General features: G+C 39.5%; 29 protein-coding genes. 6 read left to right on the top strand and 23 right to left on the bottom strand.

Features of this window, described 5'->3' with window-relative positions; all coding sequences use genetic code 11:
• Positions 1-81: 81 nt before the first annotated feature.
• The 4 genes from fusA to CL42_RS11160 all read right to left on the bottom strand — a co-directional run bounded on the left by fusA (position 82) and on the right by CL42_RS11160 (position 4,973).
• Positions 82-2,217, bottom strand: a complete 2,136-nt coding sequence (gene fusA, locus CL42_RS11175) for an elongation factor G (protein WP_035268315.1) — start codon at positions 2,215-2,217, stop codon at positions 82-84.
• A 131-nt stretch (positions 2,218-2,348) separates the two neighbouring features.
• Complete coding sequence (gene rpsG, locus CL42_RS11170; RefSeq protein WP_004648014.1) at positions 2,349-2,819, bottom strand: 30S ribosomal protein S7; 471 nt, start codon at positions 2,817-2,819, stop codon at positions 2,349-2,351.
• Between the two features lie 180 nt (positions 2,820-2,999).
• Positions 3,000-3,374 (bottom strand): 30S ribosomal protein S12, encoded by a 375-nt coding sequence (gene rpsL, locus CL42_RS11165; RefSeq protein WP_004648013.1) that lies wholly within the window; start codon positions 3,372-3,374, stop codon positions 3,000-3,002.
• A gap of 171 nt (positions 3,375-3,545) precedes the next feature.
• Positions 3,546-4,973, bottom strand: coding sequence for an EcsC family protein (locus CL42_RS11160; protein ID WP_051586595.1), 1,428 nt, complete (start codon positions 4,971-4,973; stop codon positions 3,546-3,548).
• A gap of 272 nt (positions 4,974-5,245) precedes the next feature.
• On the opposite strand from CL42_RS11160, the gene CL42_RS11155 reads away from it, so the two are divergent.
• Complete coding sequence (locus tag CL42_RS11155; protein ID WP_035268310.1) at positions 5,246-6,475, top strand: beta-ketoacyl synthase N-terminal-like domain-containing protein; 1,230 nt, start codon at positions 5,246-5,248, stop codon at positions 6,473-6,475.
• A 28-nt stretch (positions 6,476-6,503) separates the two neighbouring features.
• Entirely contained in the window at positions 6,504-6,956 is a 453-nt protein-coding gene (locus CL42_RS11150) for a CopD family protein (protein WP_035268308.1), read from the top strand.
• Positions 6,957-7,006: 50 nt separating this feature from the next.
• On the opposite strand, the gene CL42_RS11145 is transcribed toward CL42_RS11150, so the two are convergent.
• The 4 genes from CL42_RS11145 to CL42_RS11130 all read right to left on the bottom strand — a co-directional run bounded on the left by CL42_RS11145 (position 7,007) and on the right by CL42_RS11130 (position 11,388).
• On the bottom strand, positions 7,007-8,428 hold the full coding sequence (locus CL42_RS11145) for an amino acid permease (protein ID WP_035268305.1): 1,422 nt from the start codon (positions 8,426-8,428) through the stop codon (positions 7,007-7,009).
• Positions 8,429-8,562: 134 nt separating this feature from the next.
• Complete coding sequence (locus CL42_RS11140; RefSeq protein ID WP_035268302.1) at positions 8,563-8,922, bottom strand: RidA family protein; 360 nt, start codon at positions 8,920-8,922, stop codon at positions 8,563-8,565.
• A gap of 56 nt (positions 8,923-8,978) precedes the next feature.
• Positions 8,979-10,082, bottom strand: coding sequence for an alanine racemase (alr, locus tag CL42_RS11135; RefSeq protein WP_035268301.1), 1,104 nt, complete (start codon positions 10,080-10,082; stop codon positions 8,979-8,981).
• A gap of 46 nt (positions 10,083-10,128) precedes the next feature.
• The gene (locus CL42_RS11130) at positions 10,129-11,388 is read right to left on the bottom strand and encodes a D-amino acid dehydrogenase (RefSeq protein ID WP_035268298.1); all 1,260 of its coding nucleotides are present in this window, start codon (positions 11,386-11,388) and stop codon (positions 10,129-10,131) included.
• 138 nt (positions 11,389-11,526) lie between these two features.
• Here CL42_RS11130 and CL42_RS11125 point away from each other — a divergent pair, with 138 nt between their 5' ends.
• Complete coding sequence (locus CL42_RS11125; protein WP_035268295.1) at positions 11,527-11,991, top strand: Lrp/AsnC ligand binding domain-containing protein; 465 nt, start codon at positions 11,527-11,529, stop codon at positions 11,989-11,991.
• 54 nt (positions 11,992-12,045) lie between these two features.
• Here the strand turns inward: CL42_RS11125 and CL42_RS11120 are convergent, their stop codons facing one another.
• Entirely contained in the window at positions 12,046-12,693 is a 648-nt protein-coding gene (locus tag CL42_RS11120) for an HAD-IA family hydrolase (protein ID WP_035268294.1), read from the bottom strand.
• A gap of 83 nt (positions 12,694-12,776) precedes the next feature.
• Between CL42_RS11120 and CL42_RS11115 the strand changes: the two genes are divergently transcribed.
• On the top strand, positions 12,777-13,544 hold the full coding sequence (locus tag CL42_RS11115) for a hydroxymethylpyrimidine/phosphomethylpyrimidine kinase (protein WP_035268321.1): 768 nt from the start codon (positions 12,777-12,779) through the stop codon (positions 13,542-13,544).
• Positions 13,545-13,575: 31 nt separating this feature from the next.
• On the opposite strand, the gene CL42_RS11110 is transcribed toward CL42_RS11115, so the two are convergent.
• From CL42_RS11110 to rpe, 5 genes are all read right to left on the bottom strand, one after another.
• Entirely contained in the window at positions 13,576-14,244 is a 669-nt protein-coding gene (locus CL42_RS11110; protein ID WP_051586594.1) for a nuclease-related domain-containing protein, read from the bottom strand.
• A 36-nt stretch (positions 14,245-14,280) separates the two neighbouring features.
• Positions 14,281-14,769 carry a methylated-DNA--[protein]-cysteine S-methyltransferase gene (locus tag CL42_RS11105; RefSeq protein ID WP_035268291.1) on the bottom strand — a complete coding sequence of 163 codons (489 nt, stop codon included), beginning with the start codon at positions 14,767-14,769 and terminating at the stop codon, positions 14,281-14,283.
• 32 nt (positions 14,770-14,801) lie between these two features.
• Positions 14,802-15,119, bottom strand: a complete 318-nt coding sequence (gene sugE / locus CL42_RS11100) for a quaternary ammonium compound efflux SMR transporter SugE (RefSeq protein ID WP_035268289.1) — start codon at positions 15,117-15,119, stop codon at positions 14,802-14,804.
• 53 nt (positions 15,120-15,172) lie between these two features.
• Positions 15,173-15,490, bottom strand: a complete 318-nt coding sequence (locus CL42_RS11095) for a DMT family transporter (RefSeq protein WP_035268286.1) — start codon at positions 15,488-15,490, stop codon at positions 15,173-15,175.
• Positions 15,491-16,096: 606 nt separating this feature from the next.
• A complete protein-coding gene (rpe, locus tag CL42_RS11090) occupies positions 16,097-16,783 on the bottom strand; it encodes a ribulose-phosphate 3-epimerase (RefSeq protein ID WP_035268285.1) in 687 nt (228 codons plus the stop codon).
• Positions 16,784-17,010: 227 nt separating this feature from the next.
• On the opposite strand from rpe, the gene CL42_RS11085 reads away from it, so the two are divergent.
• Positions 17,011-17,298 (top strand): DUF2218 domain-containing protein, encoded by a 288-nt coding sequence (locus CL42_RS11085; RefSeq protein WP_035268282.1) that lies wholly within the window; start codon positions 17,011-17,013, stop codon positions 17,296-17,298.
• Between the two features lie 29 nt (positions 17,299-17,327).
• Here CL42_RS11085 and CL42_RS11080 read toward each other — a convergent pair whose 3' ends face one another.
• From CL42_RS11080 to CL42_RS11040, 9 genes are all read right to left on the bottom strand, one after another.
• A complete protein-coding gene (locus tag CL42_RS11080; RefSeq protein ID WP_035268280.1) occupies positions 17,328-18,353 on the bottom strand; it encodes a M48 family metallopeptidase in 1,026 nt (341 codons plus the stop codon).
• An 11-nt stretch (positions 18,354-18,364) separates the two neighbouring features.
• A complete protein-coding gene (locus CL42_RS11075) occupies positions 18,365-19,375 on the bottom strand; it encodes a YjgN family protein (RefSeq protein WP_228133269.1) in 1,011 nt (336 codons plus the stop codon).
• A gap of 219 nt (positions 19,376-19,594) precedes the next feature.
• Complete coding sequence (gene fghA / locus CL42_RS11070; protein ID WP_035268274.1) at positions 19,595-20,431, bottom strand: S-formylglutathione hydrolase; 837 nt, start codon at positions 20,429-20,431, stop codon at positions 19,595-19,597.
• Positions 20,432-20,462: 31 nt separating this feature from the next.
• On the bottom strand, positions 20,463-21,887 hold the full coding sequence (locus CL42_RS11065; protein ID WP_035268271.1) for a C13 family peptidase: 1,425 nt from the start codon (positions 21,885-21,887) through the stop codon (positions 20,463-20,465).
• A gap of 118 nt (positions 21,888-22,005) precedes the next feature.
• Positions 22,006-22,824: a class I SAM-dependent methyltransferase gene (locus CL42_RS11060; protein WP_035268268.1), complete on the bottom strand. Its 819-nt coding sequence runs from the start codon at positions 22,822-22,824 to the stop codon at positions 22,006-22,008.
• Positions 22,818-23,642, bottom strand: coding sequence for an undecaprenyl-diphosphate phosphatase (locus CL42_RS11055; RefSeq protein ID WP_035268259.1), 825 nt, complete (start codon positions 23,640-23,642; stop codon positions 22,818-22,820). The genes CL42_RS11060 and CL42_RS11055 overlap by 7 nt, the downstream gene beginning before the upstream one ends.
• Positions 23,643-23,654: 12 nt before the next feature.
• Positions 23,655-24,320, bottom strand: a complete 666-nt coding sequence (gene tsaB, locus CL42_RS11050) for a tRNA (adenosine(37)-N6)-threonylcarbamoyltransferase complex dimerization subunit type 1 TsaB (protein WP_035268258.1) — start codon at positions 24,318-24,320, stop codon at positions 23,655-23,657.
• Between the two features lie 122 nt (positions 24,321-24,442).
• Positions 24,443-24,973: a gamma carbonic anhydrase family protein gene (locus CL42_RS11045; protein ID WP_035268256.1), complete on the bottom strand. Its 531-nt coding sequence runs from the start codon at positions 24,971-24,973 to the stop codon at positions 24,443-24,445.
• Positions 24,974-25,000: 27 nt separating this feature from the next.
• On the bottom strand, positions 25,001-25,615 hold the full coding sequence (locus tag CL42_RS11040) for a CoA pyrophosphatase (RefSeq protein ID WP_035268255.1): 615 nt from the start codon (positions 25,613-25,615) through the stop codon (positions 25,001-25,003).
• Between the two features lie 130 nt (positions 25,616-25,745).
• Here CL42_RS11040 and CL42_RS11035 point away from each other — a divergent pair, with 130 nt between their 5' ends.
• Positions 25,746-26,294: an NUDIX hydrolase gene (locus CL42_RS11035; RefSeq protein WP_035268253.1), complete on the top strand. Its 549-nt coding sequence runs from the start codon at positions 25,746-25,748 to the stop codon at positions 26,292-26,294.
• The last annotated feature ends 7 nt before the right edge of the window (positions 26,295-26,301 follow it).

Below are 26,301 nucleotides of genomic sequence, written 5' to 3'. Positions count from 1 at the left end.
TTTTAAACTACTCATGGAGGATCACTCCATGAGCACTTGGTTTTAAACTATGAATTAGTTGGGCTTATAGTAATCGAAAGATTACTCGTCGTCACCTTTTTTACCACCAGCTTGGAACTTAGCAATGATGCCTTCAGCCACGTTACGTGGAGTTTCAGCATATTTAGCAAATTCCATAGAGTAAGTCGCACGACCTTGAGACATAGAACGCATGTGTGTTGCGTAACCGAACATCTCAGAAAGTGGAACTTCAGCACGGATTGCTTTAGTACCGCCAGGTAAATCGTCCATACCTTGAACCATACCACGACGACGGTTTAAGTCACCCATGATATCGCCCATGTAGTCTTCTGGAGTTTCTACTTCAACTTTCATGATAGGTTCAAGAAGAACAGGATCTGCTTTCATGAAACCATCACGGAATGCGTAAGAACCCGCCATTTTGAACGATAATTCGTCAGAGTCGACATCATGGTAAGAACCATCGAACAATGTCGCTTTGATGCCAACAACTGGGTAACCAGCTAGGACACCATTCTTCATACGTTCTTGAATACCTTTGTCTACAGCACCAAAGAATTCTTTAGGTACAACACCACCAACAACTTCTTCAGCGAACTCGTAGTCTTTACCAGCTTCAGGATCCATTGGCTCTAAACGTACATATACGTGACCGAATTTACCTTTACCACCAGTTTGACGAACAAACTTACCTTCTTGCTCAACAGATTTTTTAATCGTTTCGCGGTAAGCAACCATTGGTTTACCAATGTTCGCTTCAACACCGAATTCACGCTTCATACGGTCAACGATGATGTCAAGGTGAAGCTCACCCATACCAGCAATAATAGTCTGACCAGATTCTTCATCAGTACGAACGCGGAATGATGGATCTTCTTTCGCCAAGCGGCCCAAAGCAACTGACATTTTTTCTTGGTCAGCTTTAGTTTTAGGTTCAACTGCAAGTGCAATTACTGGCTCTGGGAATTCCATACGCTCCAATGTGATTACGTTGTTTTCATCACAAAGTGTATCACCTGTAGTCGTATCTTTAAGACCTACACATGCCGCGATATCGCCCGCACGAATTTCTTCGATGTCATGACGGTCATTAGCGTGCATCTGTACAATACGACCAACACGTTCACGTTTAGATTTAACAGGGTTATAAACTGCACTACCAGCTTTTAGAACACCTGAGTAAACACGAACGAATGTCAAGTTACCAACGAATTTGTCGTTCATAATTTTGAACGCAAGCGCAGCAAACGGTGCCTCATCAGACGCTTCACGAGAACCTTCTGTCTCATCTTTGTCGTCTAAGATACCTTTAATTGCTTCAACGTCAGTAGGTGCTGGTAAGAATTCAATAACAGCATCCAACATACGTTGAACACCTTTGTTTTTGAACGCTGAACCACAAAGCATTGGTTGAATTTCATTCAACAATGTACGTGCACGAAGACCACCGATGATTTCTTCTTTAGTCAAATCACCTTCTTCTAGGTACTTATCCATGAGTTCTTCTGATGCTTCTGCAGCAGCTTCAACCATGTTCGTACGCCATTCTTGAGCAAGCTCAACAAGGTCAGCAGGAATTTCACCGTATTCAAACTTCATACCTTGAGATGCTTCATCCCAGATAATCGCTTTCATTTCGATAAGGTCTACTACACCTTGGAAGTTTTCTTCTGCGCCAACAGGAATCACGATTGGCACTGGATTACCACCAAGACGTGTTTTTACTTGTTCAACAGCACGGAAGAAGTTTGCACCAGTACGGTCCATTTTGTTAACGAACGCAATACGAGGTACTTTATATTTATTTGCTTGACGCCATACAGTTTCTGACTGAGGTTGTACACCACCTACAGCACAGTAAACCATGCACGCGCCGTCAAGAACACGCATAGAACGCTCAACTTCGATCGTGAAGTCAACGTGTCCCGGTGTGTCAATTACGTTAATACGGTGTTGTTCGAACTGGTTACCCATACCTTTCCAGAAGCAAGTTACTGCTGCTGAAGTAATAGTAATACCACGTTCTTGCTCTTGTTCCATCCAGTCAGTTGTTGCTGAACCTTCGTGAGTTTCACCTAGTTTGTGGCTCTCACCTGTGTAGAACAAAATACGTTCAGAAGTCGTTGTTTTACCAGCATCAATGTGTGCTGAGATACCAATGTTACGGTAACGAGAAATTGGGGTTTGACGAGCCATGATTTCTTGCATTCCTAAATTTTGTTGTTTAAAACAGGACGCTTTAAGCTGCTGAGCAGCTTAAAGCGATTCGATGACAAATCAGTGAAACCCGACTTACCACCCTCCTGAATAGGGGCTGTTTTATCCGCTTAGAAACGGTAGTGAGAGAAGGCTTTGTTGGCTTCAGCCATACGATGCACATCTTCACGTTTCTTGATCGCTGAACCTTTACCTTCAGCTGCGTCAAGCAACTCACCAGCAAGGCGTAACGCCATAGTTTTTTCAGAACGCTTAGCAGCAGCATCTACTAACCAACGCATCGCTAAAGCAGTACGACGGGATGGGCGTACTTCCATAGGAACTTGGTATGTAGCACCACCAACACGGCGTGCTTTTACTTCGACCATAGGACGAACTTTTTCAAGAGTAGTCTCGAAAAATTCAACTGGGTCTACTTTAGATTTTTCTTGAACGCGGTCTAAAGCACCGTAAACGATACTTTCAGCAATAGATTTTTTACCATCTTGCATTACGTGGTTCATGAACTTAGCGATTGTTTGGCTGCCGAACTTAGGATCCGGAAGGATTTCACGAGCAGCGACTACGCGACGTCTTGGCATTTTAATACTACCTATAAATATGACACTTCAGGTTTATCCAGCAGCAGTACAAAGTGTCATGTACTATTCGCTGGCCTTACTACACGTCGCTTGAATTTCACAAAATTAAATGCAGAAATCAGACAAGCGAGACGATAAAGGATTGCAGTTCTATACGTTTAAGAAAATGATCTAGTTAGATTATTTCTTAGGACGCTTAGTACCGTATTTAGAACGAGACTGGTTACGATCTTTAACACCAGCACAGTCTAAAGAACCACGAACGGTATGGTAACGTACACCTGGTAAGTCTTTAACACGACCACCACGGATAAGAACAACACTGTGCTCTTGTAGGTTATGGCCTTCACCACCGATATAGCTAGATACTTCAAAACCTGAAGTTAAGCGAACACGGCAAACTTTACGCATTGCTGAGTTAGGTTTTTTAGGTGTAGTTGTGTAAACACGTGTACAAACACCACGACGTTGTGGACAAGCCTTCAACGCAGGAACTTTTGATTTTTCAATCAAAGTCGTACGACCCTTACGGATCAACTGATTTGTTGTTGCCATGTGGCAATTCTCCCGTTAATAAAAAGCCCCAAAAAATACTACTTTTTGAGGGCATGCAATTGTAAGCCAAGAAGTAAAAATGGTCAACATTCAACATGACATCAAATATTGACCATTGTGTGCTTACAACGAAATTTTCAGAATGATTTGATCAACCATTCATAACTAAATTTATTGTTTTTTCTGTGACGTAGGTAGTGAGTTTGCTGCTTCGTCTTTCTTTTTTGAATTACGACGCTTAGGGGGCGCTTTTACCTGCACAATAGGTTCGCCTTGAGGCTGGTCTTTATCAGCGTCTTGAACACTTTCATTAGAAGCCGATTCCACATGTTTTTCAGCTAAGGCCTTAAGACCATCCTCAACACTGACCACTTCTTCTTTTTCAGACTCGGTAGATTTTGCTTCAATTTTAATTGCTGAAATTGAATCATTATGAACTGCAGACTCATCAACTTGAATAGACTCTTCTCCTTCAAGTTTTTTTGCAAACTCTTCAACCTCAACCACTAACTCATTATTGATTGACACTGCGGAATTCAATGCGAGTGAAGATTGCTTTAATAATTCTGTACCGCGCTCAAAGGCCTCCTGAACAGATACCTGCTCATCTGGATGTTGGAGAATGTACTTCTGTGCTCCTGAAAAAACAGCTCTAGCTTTAGTATGAGCCTCTTCCACCAAACGCCAGCTATATACTGCACCAATACCAGCACCAGCCACAGGTGCTAATTTAGATAAAATTGAAATTTGAGGAATCTGATTCAACCAATTCCATTTATAACCACCTTCAGGATTACTCAGCCAATTTTTTAAAGCCGTGAAGTCGTTACTAGAGCCCAATAGGGTTTGTAGCTGATGAGTATCTTGTGTTTCCAATAAATTTGCGACTGTTCTTAATGCCACTAAAAGTGTTTGCTTTTCCGCAATAACACCTAAATCGACTTGTTTGAATACATACTCAACGATCTCTTGCTCTTGACGATGATTAAGTTCAAAACCGTGCGCGCGCCCTTCTTGGTAAATACTACGCAACGTAAATGCCAACGAGAAAGGAATATCGATGGCCGTACCAACTACGCCTGTCGCACCAGACACTGCCCCCTGAACCGCTGCAACCAACTTATTTTGATTGGCTAATGCTTCACCGATACGATTCGCACGATCAGGGCTTGATTTAAGTTCATCCAAGCTTTTTGCACCAACTTCCTTTAATACATGCTCAACTGAACTTAACTCAGAAACAAAATCATTCAATTTATCAAAAAAATAATCTGCAACTTTGTTGTTTAAGTCCGGAGAGATAAAAGAAGCAACATTATTTAATTTACTGTAATGACGACCAAAAATTTTTTGAGAAACTTGAGGGACATGATCACGAAATAATTGTTGAGGGGTTTCGTACTTTTTTTGTTCAGTCATTTTTCTCTCATCTAGAGTTATGTCAATAATTTTTTGTGGATCAGGTTGTTGCGTCAATTTCGCAATTGATCCTGGTGCAACATGTTGTGCCAGTTCAAATCCAGTAGCACTGAGCTTTTTAGCCACTCCAAATGCTTTTAATACCAGTCCGCTAGATTGCTTATTATTAGAATTTGCCATTTACAACCCTCCTTCGCATTTATCACTTATGTTTAAAATTCTATGCGCAGTCAAGAGTTATCTCAACTTTATCGTGTTTTATTCGGTTGCAATATAGTGAACATATCTGCCAATAAGCGTTTTAACGCTGCGATATTGATTTGCCATAAGAATTTAAAATAGATTCTGATATCATGATACGAATTTTTGACAAGATCTTATGGACTTTTACATCCAATCAAATCGATGTGAATTTTTCCATAAAATGACTTCACCATAATAGGGAATTGTAAATGAAACGTGTTGTAATCACTGGTATGGGCATTAACTCATGCATTGGTAATACATTAGAAGATGTAAATCATGCCTTACAAAATGGTATTTCAGGCACACGTTTTAACCCAACTTATGCTGAACTTAATTTTAAAAGTCATGTTAGTGCTGCAGCAGAACAAAATTTTGACGGTATTGACCGTAAACTGAAACGCTTTATGGGTGTATGTGCGATGTATGCCTATAACGCTGCAGTCGCTGCGGTTGAAAATGCGGGTCTAACCGCTGAAGATCTTGCGGGCAATCCTCGTTATGGTATTGCGGGTGGTTCAGGCGGCAACTCTACAGCTTCTGTCGCTGAAATGATTGAACTTCTTGAAGAGAAAGGCGCACGTAAAATTGGCCCTTTCTTTGTTCCACGCAATATGTCAAATACTATTACAGCTAACGTTGGTGTGGCATTCAAATTACAAGGTATCGCTCACTCTATTACAAGTGCTTGTGCAACCTCAGCTGATGCCATTGGTTACGCATACAACCTGATTCAACTTGGCAAACAGGATCTAATGCTCGCTGGTGGTGGTGAAGAAGACCATTGGTCACAAAGTCTATTATTTGATGCAATGGGTGCTTTATGCTCAAAATATAATGACTCACCAGAAACCGCTTCTCGCCCTTACTCTGCTGATCGTGATGGTTTTGTCATTGCTGGCGGCGGTGGTTTCGTGGTACTTGAATCTCTTGAGCATGCTCAAGCGCGCGGTGCAAATATTCTTGCTGAAGTCGTTGCATATGCAGCCAACTCTGATGGTGCTGATATGGTCGCACCATCAGGTGAAGGTGCAACACGTTGCATCTTGATGGCACTTGATGAAGCAAAACAGCATGGTGTTGAAAAAATTGATTATGTAAATACACACGGCACATCTACACCAGCTGGTGATGTGACTGAATTGAAAGCAATGGAACGTGCATTCGGTGAAGGTCAAGTACCACCTTTAAGTTCAACAAAATCTATGACAGGTCATAGCTTAGGCGCTGCAGGTGTACAAGAAGCGATTTACTCTATTCTCATGATGCAGAATGACTTTATTGCACCAAATATCAACGTTACTGAGCTTGATGAAGGTGCAAAACCATTTGATATCGTACTTGAAAAACGCGATACAAAACTGAATACTGTAATGAGTAACAGTTTTGGTTTCGGCGGCGTAAATGCCTGCCTCATTTTCAAGAAATGGGAAGGCTAATTTAATTCCGCCCATAATGGGTGATTAGATGGATGCTCCTTCAGATGCTTTCCTATGGGTAAAAGCATTACATATTATTGCTGTGGTATGTTGGTTCGCTGCTTTGTTCTATCTACCACGGCTTTATGTTTATCATGCGATGAGTGACGATGCCATAAGTCATCAACGCTTTGAAGTCATGGAACGTAAGCTTTATCGTGGCATTATGTGGCCTGCGATGATCGCAACATTGATCACTGCACATTTTTTAGTGGACTGGGGTGATGCAACTCGACATTATCATGAAGCTTTATGGTTTTATTTAAAAGTTGGTTTAGTCGGATTACTGGTCATATACCACCTAATGTGTGGATATTACCGTAAAAAACTCATTGATAATGCACACTATAAAAGTCATAAGTTCTGGCGCTATTTCAACGAAATGCCCACATTGATCTTATTCGCAGTTGTAATTTTAGTTGTGGTCAAACCTACATTCTAACTAAAGAATATAAAAAAACCTCCATTCGTGGAGGTTTTTTTCTCTAAAAATTAATTATGGTTACGCTTACGCATACGTGGTTTATAAAGAACACGGTATGTTACAGCCAACAGAATTAACCAGATTGGGCTAATCATCAAAGCTTTAAGCGTGTCTGGCTCTAAACTTAAAATGATTAATGCAAATAGCAAAAATGCCAATACAACGTATGACATTGCCACTCCACCCGGCATTTTAAAATTCGACTTTTCATGTAGCTCAGGTCGCAATTTACGGTAGCGTATATAGCACACCATGATAATCGCCCAAATACTAATGAAAAGAATCACACACAGCGAACTTGCTAATGTAAAAGCTTCCATCGTATTTGGCACAAAATACTGAAATGCTGCACCGGCCATAATAAATGTACATGAAAAGATTAATCCCTTAGCAGGTACGGCACGACTTGAAAGTTCTGCTAGCTTTTGAGGGGCTTGGCCGTCACGGGCCAATCCAAATAACATTCGACTGGTAGAAAAGACACCACTGTTCATGGAAGACATCACAGAAGACAAAACCACTAGGTTCATAATCACAGCAGCTGAACCAATACCCGCAAATAAGAATAATGTGACAAATGGACTTTGATCTGCTGGGATATTGATCCAAGGTGTCACAGACATAATCATGATCAACGAAAGCACATAGAAAATAATAATACGTGTCGGAATAGCATTAACCGCTTTTGGTAAATTTTTTTCAGGATCTTTGGTTTCCGCAGCCATCGTCCCGAGTAACTCTACACCAACAAAGGCAAACATTGCGATTTGAAAGCCTGCCAAAAAGCCCATGGATCCTTTCGGGAACATTCCACCATGAGACCAAATGTTACTGAAGCTTGCAACAGCACCACTTGGTGACTGAAAACTCGTAAACACCATGAAGGCACCCACCAAGATCAATCCAATAATGGCTAGAATTTTGATTAATGCAAACCAAAACTCAATTTCACCAAAAAGTTTTACAGTGACTAAGTTAATTGCGAGTATGAATAAGACACATCCTGCACTAATCGCTGCTTGCCCCATTGGGGTAAACATTTGATCTGGAGGTAACCAAAAACTGAGATAATTGATAATTGCTGCTAAATCAGCAATACCGACCAAAATCCATCCCAGCCAATAGGACCAACCAATATAATACCCTGCACCTGGTCCAATGAGATCATGTGCCATATCAATAAATGATTTGTAGTGCAGATTAGATAAAAGAATTTCACCAAGGGCACGCATCAAGAAAAAAAACATAGCACCAATAATCATATAAATGATGATGATTGAAGGTCCTGCAAGTGAAATCGTTTTTCCTGAGCCCATAAACAACCCTGTACCAATCGCTCCACCGATGGCGATGAGTTGTAAATGTCGATTTGAAAGCTTACGCTGTAATTCATTGGGAGATGATTGTTCATCAATATTTGTGGTTGTCATTATTCAACATCCTTTTACACCATCTAATCTAATCGATCAGCCTAAATTCCGCTTCAAACTGAGATTCGAGAGATTTTGTTATTATGAGAGGAGCCATAAATGACTCTTCCTCGTGAAGTCTTACTTATATTCAGTTATTTCAATGCAGCAATCACTGCGATTTCAATTAACCATTCTGGATTAACGAGGTCAGCCTGAATGGTTGCTCGTGATGGTGGTATTGAATCCTCCATCCATTCAATCCAAATTTGATTGAAGATTTGAAAATCTTCCAAATTCTTCACGAAAACTTGTGCTGACAATAAACGAGATTTATCTGTGCCTACTTGAGCCAAAAGAGCGTCGATCGTATTCAGCACATCTTTCGTTTGTAAGGCGATATCAGGCGTCGTAATCTTAGGTACTTGACCAGAAAGATAAGCCACTTGATTAAAGACTGTAACTGCACTCATCACGCCATTACTATTGAATTTTTGAATATCCTGATTTTGCATATTAATTCCTTGATTACTCAGTATCGATCCTAGTGTTGATCGTTGAATTTTTAACATTAAATTTCTAGAACAAATCGAACCCGCGTCGTTACGCCACACATTAACTCATATCCCACAGTACTCGCTCCTGCAGCGACCTCATCAATCGGTAACAAACTTCCGTACTTTGAGACGCCCCACAGTACGACTTCACTGCCAATTTTTGCATCTTCAATATGCGTGATATCAACAGCTAGCATGTCCATACTTACACGACCAATTAAAGAAGTTTTTTGCCCATTCACAAGCACTGCTGTGCCAGATTGAGTAATCCGTTGATATCCATCTGCATATCCACAAGCGACAATGCCAATTTTCATAGCTTGTTCTGCAAAAAATGTCGATCCATAGCCAATACTTTGCTGAGGATTAATTTCTTGAATTGCAATCAATTCACTTCTTAAAGACATTGTTGGTTTTAAGTCCCAATCTTGAATAGTATGGGTTGGATAATCCGGTGAACTCCCATACAACATAATGCCACTACGTACAATGTTAGAGTGGACATGATTGGCATGTCTAAGAATGGCTGCGCTATTACTTACTGAGCAAGGACCACCTAAAGCACTGACGATTTGATTGAATACTGAAATTTGATAGTCAACGCCAACCTGATTCAAGCGCTCGCCATCAGCATCAGAAAAATGTGTCATGTGAGTGATTGATGACACTTGCGGCAATTCAGTTAACAGACTCCAAATTTCAGAGTAACGTTGAGGTTGGAATCCTAAACGATTCATGCCACTGTTCATTTTCAGAAAAATATTAAAATGAGCATCTAAACCGCACCGCTTAATCCATTCGACTTGAATCTCGTTATGAACGGTAAATTGAAGATCCAAATCGTGACACAACTGTAAGTCCGCTTCTTGAAAGATACCTTCCAAAAGCAAAATTGGGCCTTTCCAACCTAAATCTCGAACTCGTTGTGCTTCACTCAGCTCTAGAAGTGCAATTCCATCTGCATCCACTAAGGCTGAATAAATGCGCTCGATCCCATGACCATAAGCATTAGCTTTAACAACAGCAAAAACTTGGGCATTCGGTACATGTTGCTTAGCAACTTTCAAATTATGCTTGATCGCGTTTAAGTGAATAACAGCCTGTATTGGGCGAGACATATTCCTTGTCCTATTATTTATTTTTTAATAGCAAACCACGCAGCCTTTAAGCTGCGTGGTTATAACGTTGAATTGAAAGTCCATCGGTACTAATCTCTGGAGTCCGATTCAGCACTAAATCACTAATCAGCTTTCCAGAACCACATGCCATGGTCCAGCCGAGCGTGCCATGTCCAGTATTTAAAAATAGATTCTTATATTTCGTCGCACCGATAATAGGCGTACTGTCTGGTGTCATCGGTCGTAGTCCCGTCCAGAAACTGGCTTGTGCCATATCTCCACCTGGGAACAAATCACGTGTTACCATCTCTAAGGTGCCACGGCGATCCTCATTTAACTCTTTATTAAAACCACTTAACTCAGCCATCCCACCAACACGAATTCGTTGATCAAAACGAGTTATTGCAATCTTGTAAGTTTCATCTAAGACAGTTGATTGAGGAGCATATTGCGCATCCACGATAGGTATAGTTAATGAATATCCCTTTACAGGATAAATGGGCAAATCTAGACCTAATGGTTTAATAAAATCTCGTGAATAGCTACCGAAGGCAAGTACATAACGATCTGCCGTGAGTACCTGACCGTCTACAATAACGCCTTTAATTTCGTCGCCCTCAACTACGAGTTTTTCAACATTTTGATTAAATTTAAACTCAACACCAATACCTTTTGCATATTCAGCAAGCGCGTTGGTAAAGATATAGCAATCACCAGTCTCATCATTTGGAAGATGTAAGCCACCGACTAATTTGTCTTTAACTTCCGCTAATGCAGGTTCAACTCGACCTAGACCTTCACGATCTAATAACTCAAATTCGACACCTGTTTCTTTTAAAACTTCAATGTCTCGTTGAACTGCGTCTAATTGCGCATCCTTACGAAAAATTTGTAATGTTCCTTTTGAACGATTCTCATAAGATATGCCAATATTTTCGCGTAATTCTCTTAAACAATCTCGACTGTATTCAGCAACACGTACCATACGCTCTTTATTGATGGCGTAATGTGCCGCATTGCAGTTCTTCAACATTTGAGCCATCCATTTCAGCTGCCACAAGCTTCCATCTACATTAATTGCTAATGGTGCATGATGTTGAAACATCCATTTAACCGCTTTAAATGGAATTCCTGGTGCGGCCCATGGTGTAGAATACCCAGGAGAAATCTGTCCTGCATTGCCAAAACTCGTTTCTTCGGCAGGACCTGATTGACGATCTAATACAGTGACGCTTGCTCCTTGTTGCGCTAGGTAATACGCACTTGCAACACCAATGACACCACTACCTAATACAATAACGCGCATGAACTATCCCTCAGCACTGTGTAGTTTATTTCACTAGTATATTTTTGCTTTAATAGTTTTTTTCACTCTTTTAATCGTTATAATTTAGGTAATTTAAGGGTTTTATCCTGAAAAAATTAAAAAATAAGGAAATTATTCATGCGGAAATTAGATCGCACTGATCGTATGATTTTAGATATTCTGCAAAAGGACGGTCGTATTGCCATTAGTGAACTGGCTGCAAAAGTAAATCTTTCTACAACCCCATGCTCGGAAAGAGTGAAAAGACTAGAACGAGATAGCATTATTATGGGCTATTACGCCCGATTAAATCCGGAGTTATTGGAGCGTAATTTACTCGTCTTTCTAGAAATTAAGTTATCGGCGAAATCTGGAGATGTTTTTGATCAAGTCGCCAAGAATTTAGTTGAGATACCTGAGGTATTAGAGTGTCATTTAATTTCAGGTGAATTCGATTACTTGGTGAAAGCGAGACTAAAAGAAATGAGTGCTTATCGCCAACTACTGGGTGACCTGCTTAAAATGCTTCCCTCCTCTGCATCCTCCCATAGTTACATCGTGATGGAAGAGGTCAAAGAGTCCTTGTACTTGGATCTAAGCTAAGCTACGAAGAGCAATCTCTTGAGAGTTGCTCTTGAGCCCAAATTTCGGCTTAGATTAATCAACGTAATTTAAAATTTGATGGAAAGCTTGAATTCTGGCTTTGGGTGCAGCAGCGGCTAACTCTGCATCACTGCCATAACCGTATTCCACCGCAATCGTTTCAATCCCATTTTTTCGAGCACCGATAATGTCATGCTCTCGGTCCCCTACCATTAAACAGGTTTCTGGCTTAATTTTTTCTCGCTCTAAAATATATGCAATCAGTTCAGCTTTATTGGTGCGGTCACCATTTAACTCACTGCCATAGGCATAATCAAAATACGGTGTGAGATTGAAATGTTCAAGAATTTTCTGGGCATACACCTCAGGCTTTGCAGTAGCTAAAAACAATCTGTAACCTTTACTCTTAAGTGTTGCCAATGTCTCTGCTACATCTTCAAATAATAAATTTTCAAATAAACCTTTTACAGCAAAGCGTTCACGATAACCAAGTAAAGCCTGTTCCGCCAAATCATCATTCACATCAACCTTCAAAATTTTGGCCAACGAGGCTTTTAAAGGTGGTCCAATAATCCAATCAATATTCTCATCCTCCGCGATAAGATGACCTACTTTTTCTAAACCATAACGTGCAGAAGTCGTAATACCCACTTTAGGATCAGTTAGCGTTCCATCTAAATCAATGAGAATATTTTTAATCATGCTGTACCTTTTTTAGAAATGCTATCGAGACTTCTCAGAAACTTGCCTATACTACTCCAAATTGATCGATGAAGGACATTGTTGTGCGCCCTACTGTATTGTGCTTTTCTGGTTTAGATCCATCTGGTGGTGCTGGCTTACAAGCAGATATTGAAGCGATCGGCCAAAGTGGTGCTCATGCAGCAATCGCATGTACAGCGTTAACCATTCAAAACTCTCAACAAGTTTTTGGATTTGAAGCAACCTCAAAAGATTTACTGCTGGCTCAAGCGAATGCTGTAGTGAATGATCTTCCTATCAAAGTAGTGAAATCTGGCATGCTCGGCACTACCGACAATATCGCCGCTTTGGCAGAATTCCTAAGAGCACATCCTGATTTCCAATACGTACTCGATCCAGTTTTGGTTGCCAATAGTGGTGGCTCATTAGGAAATCAAGCAACATTGGTCAAGGCTTTTGTTGAATTGATTCCTCTTGCTACGATTCTTACACCCAATACCGTTGAACTTCGCGCATTAACAGGCTGTGAAGATTTAGATCAAGCCACACAGAAGTTATTTGAAATGGGTGCTAAAGCTGTATTAGTCAAAGGTGGTCACGAAGACACACCGACTTATATTAGAAATGCACTCTACATTAACGGTGATATGGTCTCTGAAACAAAATGCCCTCGTCTTGAAGGTGAGTATCATGGTTCAGGCTGTTCTCTTGCTAGTTTTATTGCAGGGAGGTTGGCACAAGGTGATCAAATTAAAAATGCAGTTCACCATGCGGAAACATGGTTATTTGGTGTATTAAAACGTGCTGAAATCCCAGTTGAAGGTGGCCAAAGAATTCCAAAACGCTTCTAAATAAAAAGCCCACTGACTGTGGGCTTTTTTATTAATCTTTTAGTCTTTCTTTGACTGATCGGATATGTTCTCTATTGGTTTTCCACGATTTTTGAAGCGCTGCTTTTTCAATACGATATTTAATTCTCTGTAGTCTACGATCATCAATCACTTTCATTTGGTAGCTTTTAACTTCTTCAATCCAACTTTTACCCCAATGAACATGTACAGGAATTGGTGTTTTAAACTCACAATTAGGCACGAAAACTATTAACCCATGTATCGACAGATTTGAATCGATTAAATCTTTTAACAATCCCTCTAAAACCTTTATATGCTTGTAGTTTTGGTGCAATGGATTTTGAAATTTATGGCTAGATTTATAAATTTTTTGAGTCCACATTTTTTGATGTGATGAGCCAAAAATCCAACCTTTATAGTTTTTGGTCTCAATCACAAATATTCCATAAGGACTCAATAAAATATGGTCAATCTGTGTGGTCTGATTGTCCTGATCCAAAAATGTTAGATCATTCAGTAAAATATAGTCCTCATTCAAAAATTTTTTTGCATGATATTGGACAATGTATTCACCCAATTTTCCTTTGATATAAGGTACAAACATTTTGAATACAGGGATGATTGCTAGAATTAAGATCAACCACCATAACTGCGATATGAGATTAACAACAATTGTAATTATAGGATTTTCATTAGACATAATTTTTATATTTCATATGTTTATGCTGTTATAACATCACCACTTATCATCTTCAAGCTGCAGCAGCTTAAGCTTATTTTCCACACCTCCTGAAAATCCGACCAGCTTGCCATTGACACCTATTACACGATGACAAGGTACAATGATCGCGATAGGATTTTTCCCATTGGCCAACCCGACCGCTCGAACCGCTTTTACATTCCCAACATCCTCAGCAATTTGCTTATACGTTCTAGACTCTCCAAAAGGAATTTTTAACAGCGCATTCCATACCGAGCGTTGGAATTCTGTCCCATAAAGTTCTATGGGCAAATCAAATACCTGACGTTGTTTTAAAAAATATTCGCGAAGCTGTGTTTCGGCAATGCATAAAATCTCGTGATCATCCCGCTGAATGATTATTTGATTTTGAATAAACTGAGGAAGTGCATTTTCCCAAGCGACAACAATCAATGCTTGATCATGAGCAACCAATTGAAGTTCACCGACAGGTGTCATTATTTTTTTTAAATAAAGCTGAGTCATTTTTTTAATCGCTTGTAAATTAAATCATCTAACTATGTTGATGATAACTTCATTAAGACCAAACCCGAAATAATCAATACTGCGGCGATCATTCTCATTGCATTTGCAGGTTCTCCAAGAATAAAAATCCCAACCATAAAAGAACCTACAGCGCCTATGCCTGTCCATACGGTATAAGCTGTCCCGAGTGGTAAAGTTTTCATCGCATGGGAAAGTAAAGCAAAACTTGCGATCATGAAAACGATCGTCAAAATACTGGGTGTCAATTTGGTAAAGCCATCTGAAACTTTCATAAAATAGGCCCAGACCACTTCCAACAACCCTGCAACAATCAAGACTAACCAAGCCAAAATAAACCCTCTCTCAATTTAAAAAGCAGCGTATGGATACGCTGCCTTAAATCTTACGCTGAAGCTAATTTCATCATGACTAAACCTGAAATAATCAGAATAGCCGCAATCATCCGCATTGCTGTCGCAGACTCACCCAGAATAAAAATGCCGACTAAAAAAGACCCTACTGCACCAATCCCCGTCCAAATCGTATAGGCAGTTCCCAGAGGTAATGTTTTCATGGCATGTGCCAACAACCCAAAACTGAGAACCATAAAAAATAGAGTAATTGCAGTCGGTGTGAATTTAGTAAATCCTTCAGACATTTTCATACTATATGCCCAAACGATCTCAAATAAACCCGCGAGAATAAGAATAAACCAAGCCATGATGCCTGCTCCCAATTAAAATAATTTAAGAGTCAGGCCGTCCTGACGATTTTTCTCAGAGAAATGAGGGAGGTCGTTCCTCCAAATGATGGTTGAATTATATCAACACACGCACAAAATAGGCGCAATTTTACAATTTTTGACCCAAAATACACCTACAAAAAATAGGTCATTATCGGACTAGCTTTTCTAGATTATTTCTGCATTTTTAGGCTATTGCATTACAAAGACGATCGCTATTGGCAGATAGAAGACTAAATCCGCACTAAATTAAAACACTTTACTGCACTATAGAATCACTGGTCTGGGATGTTTAAATTGATTTTTTATCTCGCTCTTTTAAGACTTATTCACGAAGATAAGCCAAATAATGAGCAACGAAAATTTCTCCCCCAAACAATTCAACAGAAAGGATAAGAAGATCCATTTTTTGTAAAAAAGGACTCAAATGAGTCCTTTTTATACATTTATTGTCTAATAAACAAACCATTGAACTAAATATGATTATAATCTATTCAAATTATCCAGACTGTTATCAACACAGATATCCACCAAGTTATCCATAAACTTATCCACAGATGTGTGTAGTGTTATACATGTTTCGGATCAAACGTTAATTGAACCTACTTTCGCCAACTCTGCACGCATTTCATCAATTACAGCTTTATAATCTGGCTTTCCGAAAATGGCAGAACCAGCCACAAACATATCAGCACCAGCTTCAGCGATTTCACGAATATTTGCTGGACCAACACCACCATCAACTTCTAAGCGAATATCTTTACCAGATGCATCAATAATTTTGCGTGCTTCACGAAGCTTATCTAGTGTCTTTGGGATAAATTTTTGTCCACCGAAGCCAGGGTTGACGCTCATTAATAAGACTTGATCCACTTTATCCAGTACATAATCAAGGTAATGTAAAGGCGTTGCAGGGTTAAAAACTAAACCTGCTTTAGCACCACCAGCTTTAATCAGCTGCAATGAACGGTCGATATGGTCTGATGCTTCTGGATGAAAAGTGATGATATCTGCACCCGCTTCTAAGAAATCTCCGATCATACGATCGACTGGTTTCACCATAAGATGAACGTCAATTGGGGCCTGAATACCATATTTTTTAAGTGCCTTACATACACCAGCACCAAAAGTTAAATTTGGTACATAATGATTGTCCATTACATCGAAATGGACCACATCTGCACCTGCTTCAAGTACGTTTTCGACTTCTTCACCTAAGCGAGCGAAATCAGCAGATAAAATCGATGGAGCAATTAAGAATGGCTTGGACATGTCAGGACCTGGCGGGAAATTAGAATTCAAAAGATGATTATAGCAAAACTTCGTTTATTCATTCCTTCGAAATTACTGCTATTTAAATTTCAACTCAAAATGCAAATCGTTGATAAAAATCTTCAAGGACGGAATATGGCTTATGCAAAGCTATGTTGCATATTCGGAACAACCTTATGGTGAGATGAATGTTAAGATACAATAAATTTCAAGCATTAGGGTAAATAATGAAAACAACCACAACGATAGAAAGCTCCGAAGCATTACGTATCGCTAAACGATTAAGCAATCATTGGAAACATAAATTTGATGTCGCCAATAGCGATGACCAATATCAAATTTTTATGCCAAAAGTGACAGTTGAATTATCAATACAACCTGATCAACTTCATGTCAGTATTGTGAATAAAGAAATATCTTTAGAAGAATTAATACGACTAAAAAATGTCGTGCTTGATCATATCAATCGCATGGTTCAAGCTGACTATCAAGTTATATGGTCTAGAGAAAGTTAAAGAAAAACCGACATAAAGTCGGCTTTTCATTATTGTTGCTGTTTAAATTCAGTAACACGGCGAATTCGTTCTTCAGTGGCAGGATGACTTGCAAAGAGATCAAGAATTTTTGATTGATCTTCGTCTTCTCCCATATCATCACTCATACGTTTTAAAAAGTTTGCAAAATGCACTGTATCCATTTCATGTTTATGCATGAGTTCTAGCGCATACTGATCTGATTCTAACTCAAACTTCCGTGAATACCCTGCACCAATCATGGCAACTGGCAAAGTCGCAATTAAATCCGATCCATCACCAGTGATGGCAATATAAAGTACGCTGAATCCTAGGCTCGAAAGACCTTGTTGTAAGCTATGACGTTTTAATAAATGTGCTTGTTCATGTGCCAAAACGCCGATAATTTCCTGATCATTCTTGGCGAGCTTCACTAATTCATCGGTGAGATAAATTGTATTGTTTGGCAATGCGAGCGCATTGGCTCCAAGCGAGGCACCTTCCCTAAATTTCAACTGAGCGGGATGACCATCAGCAACATATTTCAGATAATCCGCGAGAATCCGATCCTGTCTTTGCTGTGATAACTGAGAAGGTTTAGTGTATTCGGCTAAATAAACTTCTGCCTGACCACCCAAACGATTCAGCGTATTTTCTGGCAGCTGGAAAGCAACAATGTGCGATGCCGTCGGTATTCCCCATTTAATGACGGAGAAACCAAGTGCGACCACGAAAAGAACACTAAAAATAATCAACGATGGTGTACGTTCAAGTTTCCATACTTTTTGATGAAAATTTTTATGCTCAACAGGCAACCATTCAGGAAGCTGACGCTCATGAAATTCAATCCTAGCGTCATGTGTTAACTCTAAAGCTGGATTACGTCGACCAATTTTACCAAGCAATACCATTTCATCTGCATGATAGTAGACTGTTTTCACTTCGCCTTTATCTGTATAACTGACAGCGATACTGTCTTGATTAGCAGGGCGAATCTGTGCTGTAAAAGGCTTAGAAAGAACACCATCATAATATGTCACTCTGAGAGGTTGATTCATTGAATTAACTCCTAAAGTGAAATATCAATATCAAAAATATCACTAATTTCTTCCGCGATGGCACTATGATCACTTTGCGCAATATTCATCATCAGGTTTGGATCATCATTTAATTCTAAGCTCATCGACTCAACTTGGTATCGATAAATGCGAATAGCAGCCCATGCTGACAATAATCCTAAACTTAAGATTCTAGCGATCCAATTACTCGCAACAATCCATGCATAGCGCCATTGATTACAACTGGTCTTAAACTGACTGCTGTTGAGTGTTGTGCTATTCCACGTAGTAATAAAAATTCGTGCCTGTATTAACGGACCAATAAACAACATTCCAATCGCATAAACGGCAAAGATCATCATCAGCATCATATCCATTCCATGACCACTGAGTATTGATAATGTCGAACCACCAAATCCAATGAGCATAAGAATCAATACAAAGAGAATCATGGGAACATATACTGCTCGCATATAACTGGGCCAGTCATTGTTTAATTGAAATTTGAGTTGTCCAACGTACAAATGATTAAGCGTATATTTTTTATAAATCCAAATTGCGACAGGGCTAAATATACCTAATGTAAAAATGGTGATAGCAAGTGCAAGTAAAAATTGCTTATAGGCTTCTTTATTCGTGCCAGAAAAGTAAAAACGACTGTTCCCAAATTTACTGTTGCGCGCATTAAATCGTACTGTGGCACGAACCAACCATGGAAGAGCGATATAAATAATCAGACCACCAAATGCTGCTATCGTCATATCCATATATGAGGCAATCGCAAATATTGCCCAAATGCCAATGGCTATCAGTCGACCAATCAAAATTTTAGTCGGTAAACCAGTAAAATCAAAAAAGCGATGAAAAAATTCGGTATTGTTATAAAAATATCTTAAACGACGTACTTTCGCCCATGGCGCATATAGGCTCAATGTCGCAATCGTCAACAGAATGTTGACGATCCATATGCCAAAGTACTCCATCGCATTGCCATGAAATTTAAATTTAAATACTTTCCCCATATAAATCGGTCGATTTTCATCTGCATCAGATAATGGAAATGGATCGTTTATCAATGGTAAGGGTGCTTGTTCAGCGGAGTGTTCTGATGAATTCATTATTATTTTCTCTGATTATAAAAAATGACATCCCGAGAGATGTCATCACTCAACATGGTTTAAATGTGATATCGCACACATTATAACGAACTTAAGTATGAATATCTTAAAATTCAAATGAGATTAATTTTGCAATTGTAAAGCATGGAATTGCAGATGATCATCAATAAAACTTTGGATAAAGAAGTATCCGTGATCATAACCCTCGTGCTCACGCAATGTGAGCTTTTGACCTACGGTTTTACATGATTCAGCAAATAGTGCTGGATTAAGTTGAGCATAAAACTGATCTGCCCCCCCCTGATCAATTAAAACTTCGTGATATAGAGTACCCTTAGCTTTCACGAGCTCATTCGCATCATGTGCTTTCCATAACTCACGATCTTCTCCGAGATAAGCTGAAAATGCCTTTTCACCCCATGGACAAATTGATGGCGCACAAATCGGTGCAAATGCTGAGACTGACTTAAATAAGTCTGGATACTTCCAAGCAAGCGTGAGTGCACCGTGTCCTCCCATGCTGTGACCAAAAATACCAATCCCCTCATCCTGTACACGAAACGATGTAAGAACTAGAGGATACAGCTCCTGTATAAGATACGACTCCATCTGATAATGCTCAGCCCAAGGTGCTTGAGTTGCGTTTAAATAGAATCCAGCCCCTTGCCCTATATCCCAAGAATCCCCGACCGCCACGTCGTCACCACGAGGCGATGTATCTGGAGTAATCAAGATAATTCCCAATTGTGCAGCTAAACGTTGTGCATGTGCTTTGATAACAAAAGTTTCTTCAGTACAAGTCAAACCTGCAAGATAGTACAACGCAATACATTTTTGACCTTCTAATGCCTGTGAAGGTAAAAATACAGAAAATTTAGTGGGATTTTTCAAAAACTTTGAATTGATCTGATAAACACGTTGTTCACCATCAAAACATTTATTCTTTTGAACCAATTCCATTGCACTGCCTCACACATTTAATTTTTAAACATCATCGCATATTCGTAAACTGAGCACTATCACTCTGGTGTTCACTACTTACGGTTGATAATCCCACCTGAGGAAATAACCTCTTTTCAAGTTGCGGTAACATAATTTCCATATTCTTACCAATGACCCATTGTGGCTCTGATGGCATAAACCCTTGTGCATTTTCCCAATGCGCAATATTGACTGATGCATCTTCAAAGGCTTCACGTAAGCTATTTTTTTCACGCATCGCTAAATCAAAGAAAGCACGTCCAAAATAAGTCGAGTCTGCATCATTTGAACAACCAAAAGACTCTCGATCTGCTGCAGCTGCAGTAATGACTAATGTATCTGGTGATTGCAACGCTGGAATAAAACTACCAGAGAAACATGATGAAATCACAATGACTCTCCATCTGATCCCTGATTTATCAAGCGTTTGGCGCAACCATTTTGGATCTATGTCTTCCAAATCAATTGGCGTATTTTCCATTTGAAATTGGTTACTTAATCCATGGGAAGTCATATAAAGAAACAGGACATCACTTTCACGATTCATCTGAGCGCCAATACGTTGCAATGCCAAATCAATACTGGTCTTTGACGCAATTGGATATTCTTCGCGAGTTGCAGGATTATTAATTAACGCAATTGATCGACCAAAGGTTCCGAAACGCGTATCAAATTGATCTTTAAATCTTTGAATTTCCAATTTGAATACATCTTGATAACTTGCACCAGCTACGCCCATAAAATACCAATGCGAGTTCGCGAACTCTCCAAATTGGATCTGTTCAAGCGCCTGATTTAATAATCTGCTTTGCGCGTAAAATGATTGTTCTGAAATACTTGGAGGCGCCTCATCTACCTTCCAAATTGGTTGACTTTGTGAAGAAATCTGCCACACAAAAAGTGTAAAAAACGTGGCGATCATGATGAGTAGTCGCTCCCACCAAGGCCATTTTAATTCACGCGAAAAAACCCAAACAACAGCTAAACTTTGCCAAACAAACAATAAAGAAAATATGTGCTGCAAATGATCAACAAGGAAATTAGGTTGATAGTCAAAGTTATTAAAATAATATTGGATAAGACACTGAATCAACACAATATGTGTGTCTAGTACTAACCAAAGTAATGCTGGCACCAACATCAAACGTGGATTATTAGTACGCTGTGAAAGGAAAATCCCAACAATTAAAGCAATAAATGGCCAAAGCGCATAACTCACTAATCCTTGAGAGTTAAATTCTCCAGCACCACTCGATAACAACCAGCTAAATAAAGAGCTCGCTGAACCTCCAAGAATTCCCCAAAAAATAAGTTGAAGAATTGATGGCCTTACAATCTGTAGTGATTTCCTTGAACCTAAAAATAACCAAATCCCTGCAAGCTGGTTACTTTTTAAATCATGCCAAAAGTTAATTGAAGGTTTAAGGTCTATCATAAGATTACTGTGTAGGTGCTTGGATCAGCTTTTTTAAGTTTATGCTCGGTTAAATAATTATCAATGCTACTTTTAACTATATAACAATTTTTCGATTATTTTTGAGTCATTTACCAAACTACTCAGAAACAATCGTTTGAAAATAGGCATCAAATCGACATGCATCACCTAACCATTGATGATCAGGTTTTTGTGCATTGAGATAAATAGCATGCCTTGGTCGCTTTACAATAACTCGCTTAGCAACGCTTTGAGCCAATGCCAACAATTCATCACCTAAATCCATCTCTCCATCTTCTGGTAACAGAAGATGTAACAGCTGCATTTGTTTTTTAACTTGCGCTTGTTTTTTAATGGCATTTTGATTTTGATCGCGCTGTGGAAACATTGGATCTAAATACACCACATCGGCATCGACGAGTTGGTTTGCGCATTGCTTAAGATAATCAGCAGAATCCGAGAAAACCAGCTGAATGCGCGCAACAATACTCTTTAAAAATGGATCAAGACTCGCTTGTTGATGAGTAGATTCTAACAAAGTATATAAAATTGGATGTCGTTCAACTAATGTAACATTTGCCCCTAAATGTGCCATCAGTAAACTGTCATGCCCAAGCCCTGCGGTGGCATCAATGAGCTGGGGTTTTTCAGATAACTGGCATGCCCTCGCAATCATTTCAGATTTCAAGCTAGCACGTTTTAAGCGACCGACTTCGGCTTTCCAATCAGGTTGCATACGCATGCCCTGTGCGCACAACCACAACCCATCTTGATCAACACAAAGCGCAAGTTCAGGATGATGTCTGAAAAATCGAGCATTCAATTTTTCAACCGCTTCGATTGTTGACTGCACCCCACGAGAAGAAAGCACAGCATTAAAATGCTGTGCTTTCTCAAGAAAATCTCGTTCAGCAAATAAGCGTATTTCGCTTACCATAATTTCCAACCTGTAAATGCAAAGAGAAGGATCACTAAACCTGAAGCAATTCGATACCAAGCAAAAATCATAAAATCACGTTTTGCGACATAGGCAACCAAAGCTCGAATGAGTAATAAAGCTGAGACAAATGAAACAATCAACCCAGTTGTCAACACTGCCCAATCTTCAGCAGTCTGGAACACATCATAGCTTTGATATAAATCTAATAATCCAGCACCAATAATGACTGGAATTCCAAGAAAGAATGAAAATTCGGTCGCTGCTTTGCGGGAAACGCCTAAAAACATTGCCCCGATGATCGTAGCACCAGAACGTGATGTACCTGGGATCAAAGAGAGCACTTGAATTAAACCAATCCAAATTGCATCTTTATAACTGAGCTCTTCAACTTCTTTGACACGTATTCTTGGGGGATTTTTTTCTACCCAAATGATAATTAAACCACCCACAATCAGGCCAATTGCAATCGCGTAGTTATTAAATAATAGCTCTTTTACTGTTTGCCCAAAGGTCAAACCTATTGCAACAATTGGGATTGAAGCCAAGATTAAACCAAATCCGAGTCTTCTACCTTGTGCTTCGCCAGTGACCATACCCGTTGCAGCACCCCATAAGCGCGACCAATATTCATAAATAACCGCTGCGATTGCCCCCATTTGAATGGCAATCACAAAGACATCACTTTTTTCCTTGGTCCAGAAATTCATGAGTTCAGCGGCTAAAATTAAATGGCCTGTACTAGAAATGGGTAAAAACTCAGTAATACCTTCAACGATACCCATAATTGCCGCTTTAAGCAGCAGTAAAAGATCCATAGAAATTCCTAATTATGCTTTGCCTTGTTCTGGAATTTTTTTCCACGCATTGTCACGTAAATAAACGGGTAGTGCGAGATCGGCACTGAGCCAGTGTTTTTTTAAAGCATGTTCACGTGCAATCGTCGCTATATCCTCAGCAGTTGCTTGGACATTTGAATAATCATTTAATTCGGGATGAATACATTTTGTTCCCGAACCAATCATTTGATACTTTTGATAGGCTGCAGCATTTTCATAATTTAATAATTGCTCTTCATCCACCAACTGCATTAAACCTTGAGCATTTAACTGAAAACTTGCGATGTAGACCTCACTCATTCTTGCATCAAGTACAGCCGTAACTTCTGTCAGTTGATACATTCGATAAGCAGCCTGTGCCAGAGCTTGAAGGGATGAAACAGGAATCACAGGCACGTCATGTGACCATGCAAGTGCCTGAGTGACTGCTGCATTAATACGCACACCGCTGAATGAGCCAGGACCACGACTAAAAGCGATCGCATCCAAATCTGAAACGTGTACTTCAGCTTGCTGAAAAGCTGCTTCAATCATTGGGAGGATAGATTGGGTCTGCGCTTTTGCACGATCATCTAGTTTATAAAAAAGTACTTGATTCTCATCAATTAACGAAACTGAGCACTGCTCATTGGCAGTTTCTAATGCAAGCAATTTCATGCATGCCCCTATAAATCGTTAAAAATGGTGCTAATCATACTCCACTCGAATTATTCCTGCGAGAGCAGATCTGTTCAGATTTAGTGATTATTGAACGCTGGTATCAATCTCAACACTTATATTTAAAATTCAAATTTTTCAAGCTGAGTGAAATTTTTGAAATGATGCGCATAATGCATCGCACTCATTTTGAGTTTAGCTTCTGCAAACTCATCTAATGTTTTAATTACTTTGCCAGGAGAGCCCATCACCAATGAATTATCTGGGATGATTTTACCTTCTGGAATCAACGCATTCGCGCCAATAATGCAATTTTTACCGATTACAGCATTATTTAATATGACGGCGTTGATACCAATCAAACTATTATCTCCAATCGTACAACCATGTAACATTGCTTGATGACCAATGGTGACATATTGCCCAACATTCAATTCAATGCCGGGATCAGTGTGTAAGACGGCATTTTCTTGAATATTACTGAAATCACCAATACGAATTTTGCAGTTATCCCCGCGTATTACCGCACCAAACCAAACACTCACCTCTTGTCCAAGTTCAACATCGCCAATCACAGTGGCATTTTCTGCAATCCATCCATTCCATGGTTGAATCGTCGTTGAAGGGGTTTTGTCTTGAAATTTGTACATCATATGCAGCAATCCTATGCATTTAATATTTTAATGTTGTTTGAAAATTGAAGATTTAAAACTTGGGGAATTGAGCAAAAAGGGCCAGTTTTTTTTATAATTTAAGCCATACTGAAACAACGAAATCAGGATCCTTGCTGTAAGACCCCATATCACCTCATTCTCAACTCTTAAACTTGGAAAATAGATTGATTGCTTAGCCAATCGAACTTCATAAGGTGTTGGGCGAGCATCCATCATTTCGCGGATTGAAGCAAAAAAAATACGATCGATTTCTGTAGGTTGTGGGACAAGCTTCACATTAGGCGGTATCAATCCAACAACAGGTTTTACTAAAACACCCGCTTTTGAGCGCTCTGAAGGCAGATCACCTAGCAACTTTACATCGAACGGATTCAAAGCCGTTTCTTCCCATGCTTCTCGGAGTGCAACAACAATATTACTGGTGTCGTTCGGATCTCTTTTTCCTCCTGGGAATGACACTTCACCCGCATGATTATTCATATAAATAGAGCGACGCGTCAGCAGAATTTTAGGATCATCTTCATTGGTGATTGCAAGTAATACTGCAGCATCAGCTTTTTGAATGCGTTTAGAAAACCTAAGGTGTTGTTGCAGTTGCAATGTTAATGAATGATCCATCATCTTGAATAGCTCGATCTCTCTTTTTTATTCTCATCCCATCATATATGAAATTTTGTGCATAAGGCTATAAATGATGCGAAAGTTATTTTTTTGGGGTATGCTGAATCATCTCATTTTTACTTGACAGCATATGCCTTTTTGCACGGCCTGTGGGCAACCGACGACCGAACAGATTCCTTTAGGTGATCATAAAGTACGCCAAGTCTGTACGCATTGTAAGACCATTCACTATGTGAATCCGAAGGTCATTTGTGGAGCCTTAGCGATTTGGGAAGATAAAGTACTCTTATGTCGTAGAGCGATTGAGCCGCGCTATGGTCTTTGGACGCTACCAGCAGGATATATGGAACTCTTCGAGACAATGGAGCAAGGTGCAGCTCGTGAAACTCGTGAAGAAGCTGAAGCTGAAGTGGAAATTGAGCAATTGTACTGTATGTACAATATCCCTCGTATTGGTCAAATTTACGTATTATTTAAATCTCACCTTGTTGAAGGTAAATTTGGAGCTGGTGAAGAAACCATCGAAAGTCGTTTATTTGAAGAACACGAGATTCCATGGGATAGTTTAGCTTTCCCAAGTGTTGAACGAACGCTTCGTCATTATTTTGAAGACCGAAAATCGAATCATTTTCCTACACACTTAGAGACCTTAGGTACTCGACTTGATCAAACAGGTTAAAAAAACT

Source organism: Acinetobacter sp. Ver3 (genome assembly GCF_000632455.1).
Taxonomy (GTDB): Bacteria; Pseudomonadota; Gammaproteobacteria; order Pseudomonadales; family Moraxellaceae; genus Acinetobacter.
Note: the sequence above shows the minus strand (reverse complement) of the source record. Positions and strands in the feature narration are given on the sequence as shown.